Origin of the sequence: Roseofilum capinflatum BLCC-M114 (assembly GCF_030068505.1) — a bacterium.
GTDB classification, from domain to species: Bacteria; Cyanobacteriota; Cyanobacteriia; order Cyanobacteriales; family Desertifilaceae; genus Roseofilum; species Roseofilum capinflatum.
On the sequence record NZ_JAQOSO010000044.1, the window covers coordinates 1 to 12734 of the forward strand.

The window sequence follows — 12734 nt, forward strand, 5'->3', positions numbered from 1 at the left end:
TATTCCCTATTCCCTAGCGCGTTCATGTCCGCGAAGCGGAAAGCGCTATATCAAGTTCGTTGGATTAGTTATATAGTTAATTCAACTAACAGTGAGACACCAACGAGTAGTGGATCGGCAAGCTTAAAATTGGGGGTAAGAGTGTAGGTTGGGTTGAGGAACGAAACCCAACACCCGTCTGACGAAAGTTGGGTTTCACTTCGTTCAACCCAACCTACAGTTTTAAGCTTGCCGGTCCAGTAGGGTGGGCACTGCCCACCTTACAAATTGACTTAACATCATGTCTCATTTTTATTTAAAGCGCGAATGCTTCCCTGCTTTGCTGATGCACTTATTTGAGTCTATCCTGCATCACATTTTTTTGAGTATATTTTTCACCATGTAGACACTATACGGATCTTCTCCGTAGTCTCCAAAGGGTGGACAATCTACATATCCTAATTGGCGATAGAGAGCGATCGCCTCATATTGATAAATTCCAGTTTCTAACTTTGCCTCGCGAATGCCCAAATTCATCAAATAGTTTTCCATTTCACCCATGAGCATTCGACCTAATCCTTGACCTCTGAACTCTGGCTTCACATACAGGCGCTTCATCTCCCCATAATCATCAAATACTTTCACTGCACCAATTCCCGCTAATTCACCATCCACAAAAGCGCCCATCATGTGGACATTCTCCTGAGAGAGAACCTCAACCGAATCTAAATGATTACTTTCATCAGGATAAAACCCCTGGAGATAGGTATCAAGTTCTGCGATTAGCTCTTGTGCTTGACTTGCTTCAATCACTCTCAGCATGGCTAGGGTTTAGGATGGATTGGGGGCAGTATAGCCTTGCAGACTTTCCGGTTCAAAGGCACGAATGATCGTGGTAGATTCTTCAATTAAACCACTCGAACCTTGTACCACAATTAGATACTTTCCTTCTCGTAAGCGGTTGCGATAGGGGAGAGCATCGCCACCCCCACTAATTAAGCCGACACCACCGCCGACAAATAAAGCTCCTAGTCCACCAGAACCCGCCCCTAAAATACCCCCAACAATATGGTTGCCGACTTCTCCAGCCCAGGCAAAAGTATTGAGTCCAGAAATCACGCTAAAGGTAACGCCACCAAAAAAACCAAAGGGGATAAGCCATGTTGCCATCAGTCGAGCTTGTTTTTGAGCGGCTTGGTTGGGGTTAATCAGGCCAAACTCATCGGCACTTTTGTATCCTTTGCCTAAGATGTTGACTTGGGCAGTGGGTAAGCCTGCTTTTTCTAAGGCACAGTAGACTCCTTCAGCTTGAATGCGATCGCGCAATACGGCAACTAGATAATTCATCGGCTCTCGATAATTGGACTTCACAGCATGATTAAAGCTCTTCCTATGATACCGGTTTACGCCTAAGCTAGTAGTCGCGATTAACGAAAATTAGCGCAGGTGATGCCCTCTAGAGATGCCATTCATGCTCAGGTTAAAGTTGCCCTACAACAAGAAGGGTGGACAATTACCGACGATCCCTATGTTATCTCCTATGGGGAGCGATTTTTATTTGTAGACTTAGGAATAAGCGGACGGTTTATCGGAGCCGAGCGCGGGAGTTACCGCATTGCCATAGAGATTAAGGAACTGCGGGGCAAATCGCCTATTGCTGAACTCGAACAAGCCATGGGTCAATATACCCTGTATCGACTACTGTTAGCACAGGTTGACCCAGAGCGATCGCTCTATCTAGCCGTCAGTACCCAAGTGTACAATGAGCTATTTCAAGAGCCAATTGGCAAACTGGTTATCCGAGACTTGCCACTGAATCTATTGATTGTAGATGTGGAAACTGTAGAGGTAAAACAATGGATACCGCAACTCTAAGAGAGAAAGTCAAACAAGTGATTAGCCAATATGCCCACTTAACCCCCTCTCATGGGCAAATTCGGCTAGATACTGTTTTTGATGACACCCAAAATCGCTATGCCCTGATGCAAACTGGCTGGAGCCAAGGGCGCAGAGTGCGAGGTAACTTGATCTACATTACCCTGCAAGATGAGCGTATTTATCTGGAATATGACGGTATGGAACAGGGAATAACTGAGGACTTGCACAATCTGGGTGTACCTTCTGAGCAGATTGTCCTGGCTTTTTTGCCAGAATCTCCCTTGGCTCTGGCGGGATAAATCCTCTTCCCTATGATACCGGTTTACGCCTAAGCTAGTAGAAAGAGTCTCAAGAAAGCCACAATGGTCACGATTAACGAAAATTATCTCAAATTGAAGGCGGGTTATTTGTTCCCGGAGATTGCCCGACGGGTGAAGGTGTTTGCTGAGTCTAATCCGGATGCTCCGATTATTAAGCTGGGAATTGGGGATGTGACGGAACCTTTGCCGGAAGCTTGCCGCACGGCGATGATTAAGGCAGTAGAGGAAATGGGCGATCGCGCTACATTTAAGGGATATGGCCCAGAACAGGGGTATGCTTGGTTACGGGAAACCATCGCCCGCCAGGACTTTCAAGCGCGAGGATGTGAGATTGATGCCTCAGAAATCTTTGTTTCCGATGGCGGCAAGTGCGATACAGGCAATATTCTCGATATTTTCGGCAAGGATAACACCATCGCCGTCACCGATCCGGTTTATCCCGTATATGTAGATACTAACGTCATGGCCGGTCATACCGGGCCAGTTAATGATAAGGGCGAATATGGAGGCTTATTCTATCTGCCGATTACGGCGGAGAATAACTTTACCGCTAAAATACCGGATCAACCCGTTGATCTAATTTACCTCTGTTTCCCCAATAATCCCACGGGGGCAACGGCATCGAAGGCTGACCTAAAAGCTTGGGTAGACTACGCTAGAGCCAATGGTTCCGTGATTCTCTTTGATGCAGCCTATGAAGCGTTTATTACCGATCCAGAACTGCCTCATTCCATTTATGAAATTGAAGGGGCTAGAGAATGTGCGATCGAATTTCGTTCCTTCTCGAAAAATGCCGGATTTACGGGAACGCGATGTGCTTATACCGTGGTTCCCAAGAGCTTAAAATCCAAGACTGCCGAGGGTACAGAAGTTACCCTCCATCAACTCTGGAATCGTCGTCAATCTACCAAATTTAACGGCGTTTCCTACATTGTGCAGCGCGGAGCAGAAGCGGTTTATTCCCCAGAAGGACAAAGCCAAATTCAAGGCTTAATCAAGTTTTACCTGGAAAATGCCCAAATTATCCGTCAAAAGCTCTCTGAGGCTGGATTAACCGTTTATGGTGGCGTTCATGCTCCCTATATTTGGGTGAAAACGCCCCAAGGATTGTCGAGTTGGGATTTTTTTGACAAATTGCTTAATTTGTGCTATGTAGTTGGCACTCCTGGCTCAGGATTCGGTGCTGCGGGAGAAGGGTACTTCCGTATCTCGGCCTTCAACAGTCGAGAAAATGTGGAAGAAGCCATGAATCGCATTACTGCCAATTTCAAGGTCTAACATCAAGTCCGGTTAAATAGATGTCATTGCGATCGGAGGGAAGCAATCGCTGCTACAATTAGCGAGATGATCGAGATTGCTTCATTCCACTTCGTTCCACTCGCGCTTCGCGCATACTTCGTAAACGCAATGACTTGTTATAGCTGATTTAGCGGACATGATATAACATCCTTAAAAATCCAGGGAGCGAGACGCTCCCACTCCAGTCAGATCAACCGATTCCAGGAGTGCGGGCATCTTGCCTGGTTCTCTTTTCCCATTAACTGGATTTGAGATTAGGGCTGACTTTTTTGCCTAGCGTAGGAGCTAGAGGTCTTGCACTGCAAGACTTTTTTCAATGCCAGGAGGCGGACTTGAACCGCCGACACGAGGATTTTCAGTCCTCTGCTCTACCGACTGAGCTATCCCGGCTTATTTTCAATGCTTAACTAACGTAGCACTAAATTCTTGCGGTTGTCAATCCCCTAAAGAGGAAATTTTTAGGGAAAGGCGATCGCCTTCCCCTTCTAATTTAAATCGGGCGTAAGCGAGTTAACTTCAAATTAAACTGGCCGCCAGACGTTTCCCCAAAGGCGCGTACCCGTACGATATACGTGCCTGACTCAGTAATTCGGGCAAAGAGCAAGGAATTGGTACTGCCATCGGGCCCATCATCATTTTCAGCCACCGTAGTTCCATCCTCCGCCAGTAGGGTAATAATGGTATCAAACTGATCGGAATACAGATCAATGACCACATTATCGCCTTCATTCAATTTGACCATATAATCCCGTGCAAACCCTCCTTGGCCAGTAGGAATATCCTTTTGAGAGAGGGTATCGGTAATTTCGTTGGTCGTAGGTAGTGGTTTGGGATTATAAATTTCTGATTGGGCTTGAGCTACTGTCTGAAGACCGATCGCCATCAACAGGCTGAATACAAAACGAATGCCGCTACCTGGGGTAGCTATAGAGTTAAGCATGAAACATCAAGTCAACTGATGGGTGTTCTGTGAACATCTTAAACTAGGCTTTCCGGTAATCGCCAGTGTTCTCTAGGTTTCTAATTAGGTTTCAATATTACCGCGACGAGCGATCGCACACCGGGGAGCAATCCACCAGGGGCCACCCCCATTCCCCCGCAGGTCGCACTGTTCTATCGGCCCTGCCCCATTAGAAGCCACATGAATGCCTTGTTTTTGGTTGCCATATAACCGGCAGTGCTTCAAACTCAGATTACTCTGTTTGTTGATTTGCACGCCTCGGCCGCCATTTTGGAAAATCTCGCAGAAGGAGGCGCTACCGTGACCCTGTTCAGACACCAAAATCCCCTCGCGACTCATTTGGGAAACCTGGCAATGTTCTAGATTTGCTTCCCCATGGCGATCGATTTTAATCCCAATCCTCTGGCCAGAAATCTGACAAAATTCTAAGCTAGAGCGGCTATATTGGGTAATCCAAACCCCATATTGGGGGTCTCCCGTCATCTCACATCGACGTAGGGTAGCATAAGTATTTTTTCCTTTTATATAAACATTGGCCAGTCCCATGGCGTGAATCTTGCACTCTTCCAGGGTGAGGTTGCCATGGGTAATAGAGATAGCGTAGGGGCTATGGAGCTGTTGACCCATGAAGCGACCGAGGGAGTCGGCCCGGTGAATTTGCGTCCAGTTGCGATAGTGAAACGTTACCCCCCGAATCAGAGCGCGATAATGCGACCCATCGCTGACGCGATCGCCGACCATCCGCACACAAGGAGCCAATTGACTCTCAATAATAATATCGTCCTTATTGCCTTCACCGATAATTTGCAACGGTTTATCGATCCGTAGACTTTCGGCATAAAAACCGGCACGGACTTTAATGATGCTATAGGGAAGAGCATTTTTAATCGCCTCATTCAGAGTGCGATAGTTCGCCGCCCCCAGTTTAGCCACCACCAGGGGCGGTGCGTCCAGAAACTCTGGATCTTCAGTTTCCGGTTGGGTAAGAGTAGGTAGACCATAGGGACTACTGTTGAGATCGTTGAGGGCTTCTTGGGCCGATTGATAGCGATCGCCGATCGCCACCTGAGTCAATTTATCCAACACTCCCCCCAGATTCTCACTGATAGGATTGCCCTCTAATTGACTTTCCCGCCATAACCAGCGCCCTTGACTCGGCTCGTAGAGGCGATCGGGTTCCACGCCTGTCAACAGACATAAACAAGTCACTCCCAAACTATACAAGTCACTAGCCGGATAGGTTTTACCCGTCAGCATTTGTTCCAAAGGGGCGTACCCTTGCGTCCCAATGCCCACCGTACCCGTCTGCGCGATCAGAGTTTGCGCCAGTTGCTTAGAAATACCAAAATCAATCAGCACAAACCCTTCCGGAACCGATTCTAATCCCTGTCGGAGCATCAAGTTTGCCGGTTTAATATCCCGGTGGATAATCTGCCGGTTATGGATAAATTGCAGCACCGGTAGCAGTCCTTGCAGTAAGTTGCGAATTTGAGCTTCTGTAAACGGCCCATTTTGCTGCAAACATTGGGCTAAATTCTGCCCAGGGATAAACTCTTGCACTAAATAGCGTTGGTTCTCTTCCTGGAAAAAGTCCCATAAACTGGGGATTTGCGGATGGGTATCCAGATGGGTGAGCCGTTCAGCTTCGAGTTCAAACAGGGCGATCGCCTTTTCATAAAGCTCAGGGTTCCCTTTCACCTCCGGCAGGGGAACCAAGTGTTTAATCGCACATTTTGCCTCCCCCCGTTCCCGATCCAGAGCTAAATAGGTACGAGCGCATCCACTGGTATTAGAGATTAATTGATTCACCTGATAACGTCCTTTGAGTAACCCCAAAGCTGACCCACAATTGAGACAAAATTGGGTTTGGGGCGGATTTTGGGGTTGGGAACACTCCGGGTTGAGGCAGTAGCTCATGGATTCAAGTCAAAATTCAAAGGATGTTTTTGTATTGTACCTGTAGGGGCAAGTTCACCCGATGTTTGCCCGGCAATAATAGAAAACAAGCCTGTGGTACTTCAGCAGGCTTGTTGAGAGGGAGAATCAATGGATTAGGGCAGGCTAGATCTCTATAACAGCTAGAGACTCTAACTCGCGATGTACTCACGCATATCCGCTTTGCGCTTGCGTAACTTACCCAGAGCTTCCCGTTCAATTTGACGGACGCGCTCACGACTAATATTGAGCCGATCGCCGATTTTAGCTAGGGTCATGGATTGACCACTTTCTAACCCAAACCGCAAGGATAAAACTTGCTGTTGTTGGGGCGTTAAATCGGCCATCATTTGCTCTAATTCCGCTCGCAGAGAAGTATTCATGGTGAAATCCTCTGGAGATGGCCCAGTATCTTCCAAAAGCTCGCCCAATTCTGTATCCTGGTTATCTCCCACGCGCAAATCTAGGGATAAAGGAAGGCGAGAGCGCTCTAAATATTCCCGCACTTGTTTGGGTGTTAGATCGAGTTCTTCGGCTAACTCGTTAATGGTTGCCGATCGCCCCAAGGTTTGGGACAATTGCCGTTGAGCTTTCTTGATCTTATTGAGTTTTTCGGTAATATGAATCGGTAAGCGGATGGTGCGTCCTTTTTCGGCGATCGCCCGTGTAATCGCTTGGCGAATCCACCAATACGCATAGGTAGAGAACCGATATCCTTTCGTGGGGTCAAACTTTTCTACTCCCCGTTGCATTCCAATGGTTCCCTCTTGGATCAAGTCCAACAAGTCTACATTACGCTTAATATACTTCTTGGCTACTGAAACCACCAGACGCAGATTCGCCTCCACCATTTTCCGTTTGGCTCGCTCTCCTTGGGCGATCGCCACCTTCAATTGATCCACAGACACATCAGCCGCTTTCGCCCATTCCTCTAAGCTCGGTTCCCTGTCGGTGTCTTTGGCTAAAGTATCTTTGGTTTCCTGAAGATCGGTTAAACGCTTCACTTGCTTACCCAAGGTAATTTCCTCCTCGTGAGTAAGCAGAGGAACACGGCCAATTTCGCGAAGATAAGCACGAACGGGATCGGTAGGTTTTTGGGGGGTTTTCATAGGTCTGCGTCTTGGGTTGACAACAATGGATAGCTAGTTCAAGAACTAGGAACTCTCAATCGACTCACTAAGCAAGGGAAATTAAGCCTCATCTGTTCTCACAGGAATGGGAACGGTTTCCGCTTCTGGGTTAGATTCCGATTGATTTTCAATCAGGCGTTGGGCTTCGCTCAGAACAAGGATAAGACCTACAACAGATGTGGCTGTGACTAAGATTAGTTCGCTTGTCATTGTCTTTATTTCCCGGAATTCTATTATGTTAAGTATTGTAACATTGTTTTAAGTTAACGTCTACTGCTTAGGAATAAGTACCTCCAGAAATCTTGCTTACAGGTAATTCTCCATAGGTTACCCAGGAACTTTATGAAGAAATGCATTGTTTACAACATTTTTGTAAATTTGTAGCCCCTTGGCGCTGATCGGGAGGAGGCAAAAGTCCCTAGGTAAACCGGGTTTTGGGCAATCTCCGAAGAGGAAACCGGATGCTCCTATTTGAAACATTAACCCCATAGACCAGGGTCTACGGGGAAATTAGTAAGTCGCCATAGCAATCAATCCCATCCATAAGAAGTCAGTATAGTTAGACCCCTCATGGACTCCAGGCCACGGTCAACCCTGGAGGTGGTCTTGCACTGCCTTCACCTCCAGGGGCGAAGACCGCAAGGAGCGAATCGCCTCGGCTGTGGCCTTCGCGCCAGCAATCGTCGTAATAATCGGCAACTTATACGTCAGAGCCGATCGCCGCAGCAGTCGTCCGTCTGCCTGGGCCTCTTCTCCCGAAGGCGTATTAATAATCAACTGGATATTGTGATTCTTAATCTCGTCAATCACATTCGGACGGCCCTCATGGATCTTATACACCGGTTGCACATCCTTCAGGCCCCTCTCTTGCAACACCCGCCGTGTCCCAGAAGTAGCCATCACCTTGAATCCCAGCTCCATCAACTCGGCGATCGCCGGCACGATCTGCTCCTTTTCCCGATCGCTCAAACTGACGAACACGCAACCAGACAGGGGCAACCGCACCCCCGCCGCCACCTCCGCCTTAGCAAACGCCGTAGCAAACGTCGAGTCAATCCCCATCACCTCCCCCGTCGAGCGCATCTCTGGCCCCAACAGGGTATCGGCCCCAGGGAACTTCTCGAAGGGCAACACCGCCTCCTTCACCGACACATGGCCCGGCACAATCTCCTCGGTCAGTCCCACCGCCGAAAGAGTTTGCCCCGACATCACCAAAGAAGCCAACTTGGCCAAAGGTTTCCCGATCGCCTTCGAGACAAACGGAACCGTCCTTGATGCCCTCGGATTGGCCTCCAGGATATACACCGTCTCCTGTTGCACCGCAAACTGAATATTCATCAGCCCCACCACCTGCAACGCCTGGGCCAAGGCAACCGTAGAAGCACGAATATTAGCCAAAACCTCTGGGGACAGGGTAAACGGAGGAATAGCACAGGCCGAGTCTCCCGAATGGACTCCCGCCTGTTCAATATGCTCCATAATCCCCCCGATCGCCACCTGCCCCGTAGCATCACACAACGCATCCACATCCACCTCGATCGCCCCTTCCAGGAACTTATCAATCAGAATCGGATGATCCGGCTCCACCAGCACCGCCGTTGTCATATAGCGCTCCAGGTCAGCATCCGAATAAACAATCTCCATCGCCCTGCCCCCTAGTACATAGGACGGACGCACCACCACCGGATAGCCAATCCGCCTTGCCACGGCGATCGCCTCCGTCGCCGAGCGAGCAATCCCATTCGGAGGTTGCAGGATATTCAACTGCTGACAAATCTCCTCAAACCGTTCCCGGTCTTCCGCCGTGTCGATAGCATCCGGAGATGTGCCCCAAATCTTCGTTTTCCGGTGATTTTCCAGGGCAGCCGCCAAAGGAACTGCCAACTTCAGGGGCGTTTGTCCCCCAAACTGGATGATAATTCCCTCCGGCTCCTCCACCTCAATAATATTCAGCACATCCTCCAGAGTCAGAGGCTCAAAATAAAGGCGATCGCTCGTATCGTAGTCCGTCGATACCGTCTCCGGATTCGAGTTCACCATAATCGTCTCGAATCCCCCATCCCGCAGAGAGAAACTCGCATGACAGCAGCAATAGTCGAACTCAATCCCCTGGCCAATCCGGTTGGGGCCGCCCCCCAAAATCATCACCTTGCGCCGCCCCGAAGCACTCACCTCCGTTTCCCCCAGTTCATAGGTCGAATAGTGATAGGGAGTAAACGCCTCAAACTCCGCCGCACAAGTATCCACCGTCTTGTACACCGGCCTCACCCCCAGCTCCTTGCGCCGGGCCCGCACCGTCGCCTCCGGAGTCGAAGTCGCAAACCCAATTTGCCTGTCGCTAAAGCCCAACTGCTTAATCTCAAACATCTGCTCGCCGCTCAGGTTCAACAGAGGCGTAGCCTTCAGCAACTTCTCCCCCTGCAAAATCCCTTGGAACTGGCGCAAAAACCAGGGGTCAATCCCCGTCAGCTCATAAATCTCCTCAACGGACAAACCCGCCATCAGCCCATGGCGCACATCAAAAATGCGATCCGGGTGAGGAGTCAGCAGCGCCTTCCGAATCGACTCCAAAGAGGGCAGCACCTCCGACCGGTCACAGCCCCAACCGGCTCGCCCCGTCTCCAGAGACCGCAGAGCTTTCTGGAACGACTCCGCAAACGTGCGCCCAATAGCCATCGCTTCCCCCACCGACTTCATCTGGGTAGTCAGCACCGGCTCCGTCCCCGCAAACTTCTCGAACGTAAACCGGGGAATCTTAGTCACCACATAATCTAACGTCGGCTCAAACGAAGCCGGAGTCTTCTTCGTAATATCATTGTTTATCTCATCCAGGGTATAGCCGATCGCCAACTTCGCCGCAAACTTAGCGATCGGGAACCCCGTCGCCTTAGAAGCCAAAGCCGAAGACCGAGACACCCTAGGGTTCATCTCAATCACAATCACATCCCCATCAGCCGGATTCACCGCAAACTGGATATTAGAACCCCCCGTTTCTACCCCAATCTCGCGAATAATAGCGATCGAAGCATCCCGCAAGCGCTGATACTCCTTATCCGTCAGAGTCTGAGCCGGAGCCACCGTAATTGAATCCCCCGTATGTACCCCCATGGGGTCAAGATTCTCAATCGAACAAATAATCACCACATTGTCCGCCAAATCTCGCATTACCTCCAGCTCATACTCCTTCCAGCCAATCAAAGACTGCTCAATCAGGATCTGGCTCACCGGCGAACAGTCCAACCCATACTGGGCCATCTGCTCGAACTCCTCCTGGTTATAGGCAATGCCGCCCCCCGTTCCCCCCAGGGTATAGGCGGGGCGAATAATCAGAGGATAAACCCCAATGCGATCGGCAACCTGTTTACACTCATCCAGGGTGCTGGCAATCCCAGAGGGACAAACCTTCACCCCGATGCGCTCCATGGCTTCCTTAAACAATTGCCGGTCTTCTGCCATCTCAATGGCCTCTAGTTTCGCGCCAATCAGTTCTACCCCATAGCGATCGAGTGCGCCGCTTTTGGACAAGTCCACCGCCAAGTTAAGGGCCGTCTGACCCCCCATGGTAGGCAAGAGAGCATCGGGACGCTCTTTGGCGATGACTTTCTCGACAATTTCGGGTACGAGGGGTTCGATGTACGTCCGTTCTGCCATCTCTGGGTCAGTCATGATGGTGGCTGGATTGGAGTTAATCAGCACCACCTCATATCCCTCGGAGCGCAGGGCTTTGCAGGCTTGTACGCCGCTATAGTCAAATTCGCAGGCTTGGCCAATGACGATGGGGCCAGAACCGAGGAGGAGGATTTTTTTAATATCGTTGCGACGGGGCATAGTTGTTGAGTAATAGGAGTGCAAAGAAACGTTATTGAGTTGCCACTGCCTGTTGCTGATGGCCCAATCTAGGGGGAATATACAACAGCCGAATGGCCAACAGTCATTTTACGGGTTTGGGAGAATGGTACTGTATTTCCTTTAGCTAAATTTTGGTATCCGATCTATTAAGGAAGGGTGAGCCACCGGGCTGCACCAGTAAACTTTAAAAATCCTCGCCTCTGTGTTAAGCCTAACTTAGGATGAGAGTATGCATTGACTAGGTATCCGGTACACGATTATGGCTCTGAATAGTTCTTCTGTGTGGTTATTGTTTGGCGTTTTTTTCATTCTGTTGCTGATCTCTGCGACTCCCATACTGGGATCGCTGGAGGTTAAAGGGTCTCTGACGTTTCTGCTCTGGCTATTTGGGATCTTTTTTGTGGGGGGATGGGTGTTGTTTATTTGTTATCCTTTGTTTTCTTGAGTTGGCTTTGCTGGTATTTGGCCTGTTGGCGGGCCCGTTTTTCGGGGGTCAGGCGATCGCCACAATGGGGACAGCAGATCCCTTCTTCGTACTCTGGCGAAGCCTTATCTGCCTCAGAAATGGGATACCCACAACCCGCGCACAGGTCATAACTGCCCGGATGTAAGCCGGTTTTGACAGCGATCCGTTGGTCAAAGACAAAGCATTCCCCTTCCCATAAACTTTCGGGTTCGGGGACTTCTTCGAGGTATTTGAGAATGCCTCCTTGCAGATGGTAGACTTCCTGAAAGCCTTGTTGGAGCATAAAGGCGGTTGCTTTTTCGCAGCGAATTCCCCCGGTACAGAACATGGCGATCTTGGGATGTTTTTGGGGATCGAGATGGGTTTTCACATAGTCGGGGAAGTCCCGAAATGAGTGAGTATGGGGATTTTGGGCCCCTTGAAAGGAGCCGATCTGTACTTCGTAGTCATTGCGGGTGTCAATCAGGGTAACGTCTGGATCGTTAATTAATTGATTCCAGTGCTGGGGACTGACATAGGTTCCGACTTGCTCGTTGGGATTAACGTCGGGTTGGCCGAGGGTAACGATTTCTTGTTTGAGGCGCACTTTCAGGCGATCGAAGGGATAATCTGGGCAGAGTGATTCTTTATGGGTGAGATCCGATAGCCGAGGATCGCAGCGCAAATAGTCCAGCAGGGTGTCCACGGCGGAACGGGAACCGGCGATCGTGGCGTTGATGCCTTCGGAGGCGAGGAGGATGGTTCCTTTGATGGCTTGTTGTTCGCACAAGGTCTGGAGAGGCGATCGCCATTCGCCATAATCGGCAAAGGAAAAAAATTGGTAAAACGTCGCGACAACAAGACTCATGGTCATCCCCCGAAAAAAAAATTAGCTCAACCTCTTTTCAAATGAAGTCTTATGTGTATAATAGATCGGG

11 protein-coding genes and 1 tRNA gene are annotated in these 12734 nt (G+C 49.6%); 3 read left to right on the top strand and 9 right to left on the bottom strand.

Annotated elements, in window-relative coordinates; all coding sequences use genetic code 11:
- Positions 1–351: 351 nt before the first annotated feature.
- Positions 352–801 (bottom strand): GNAT family N-acetyltransferase, encoded by a 450-nt coding sequence (locus PMG25_RS08705; RefSeq protein WP_283766507.1) that lies wholly within the window; start codon positions 799–801, stop codon positions 352–354.
- Between the two features lie 9 nt (positions 802–810).
- On the bottom strand, positions 811–1326 hold the full coding sequence (locus PMG25_RS08710; protein ID WP_283766508.1) for a hypothetical protein: 516 nt from the start codon (positions 1324–1326) through the stop codon (positions 811–813).
- Between the two features lie 102 nt (positions 1327–1428).
- Between PMG25_RS08710 and PMG25_RS08715 the strand changes: the two genes are divergently transcribed.
- The 3 genes from PMG25_RS08715 to PMG25_RS08725 all read left to right on the top strand — a co-directional run bounded on the left by PMG25_RS08715 (position 1429) and on the right by PMG25_RS08725 (position 3455).
- Positions 1429–1854, top strand: a complete 426-nt coding sequence (locus tag PMG25_RS08715; RefSeq protein ID WP_283766509.1) for a XisH family protein — start codon at positions 1429–1431, stop codon at positions 1852–1854.
- Entirely contained in the window at positions 1836–2156 is a 321-nt protein-coding gene (locus PMG25_RS08720) for a XisI protein (RefSeq protein WP_283766510.1), read from the top strand. Before PMG25_RS08715 ends, PMG25_RS08720 begins: the two co-directional genes overlap by 19 nt.
- A gap of 63 nt (positions 2157–2219) precedes the next feature.
- Positions 2220–3455: an LL-diaminopimelate aminotransferase gene (locus PMG25_RS08725; RefSeq protein ID WP_283766511.1), complete on the top strand. Its 1236-nt coding sequence runs from the start codon at positions 2220–2222 to the stop codon at positions 3453–3455.
- Between the two features lie 338 nt (positions 3456–3793).
- Here the strand turns inward: PMG25_RS08725 and PMG25_RS08730 are convergent.
- From PMG25_RS08730 to trhO, 7 genes are all read right to left on the bottom strand, one after another.
- Positions 3794–3866, bottom strand: a tRNA-Phe gene (locus tag PMG25_RS08730).
- A gap of 100 nt (positions 3867–3966) precedes the next feature.
- Positions 3967–4416, bottom strand: coding sequence for a PPC domain-containing protein (locus PMG25_RS08735; protein ID WP_283766512.1), 450 nt, complete (start codon positions 4414–4416; stop codon positions 3967–3969).
- An 84-nt stretch (positions 4417–4500) separates the two neighbouring features.
- A complete protein-coding gene (locus PMG25_RS08740; protein WP_283766513.1) occupies positions 4501–6354 on the bottom strand; it encodes a protein kinase domain-containing protein in 1854 nt (617 codons plus the stop codon).
- A 170-nt stretch (positions 6355–6524) separates the two neighbouring features.
- Positions 6525–7481, bottom strand: coding sequence for an RNA polymerase sigma factor, RpoD/SigA family (locus PMG25_RS08745; protein WP_283766514.1), 957 nt, complete (start codon positions 7479–7481; stop codon positions 6525–6527).
- 81 nt (positions 7482–7562) lie between these two features.
- The gene (locus PMG25_RS08750) at positions 7563–7712 is read right to left on the bottom strand and encodes a hypothetical protein (RefSeq protein WP_283766515.1); all 150 of its coding nucleotides are present in this window, start codon (positions 7710–7712) and stop codon (positions 7563–7565) included.
- Between the two features lie 378 nt (positions 7713–8090).
- Entirely contained in the window at positions 8091–11330 is a 3240-nt protein-coding gene (carB, locus tag PMG25_RS08755) for a carbamoyl-phosphate synthase large subunit (RefSeq protein ID WP_283766516.1), read from the bottom strand.
- A gap of 440 nt (positions 11331–11770) precedes the next feature.
- Positions 11771–12664, bottom strand: a complete 894-nt coding sequence (gene trhO / locus PMG25_RS08760) for an oxygen-dependent tRNA uridine(34) hydroxylase TrhO (protein WP_283766517.1) — start codon at positions 12662–12664, stop codon at positions 11771–11773.
- Between the last annotated feature and the right edge of the window lie 70 nt (positions 12665–12734).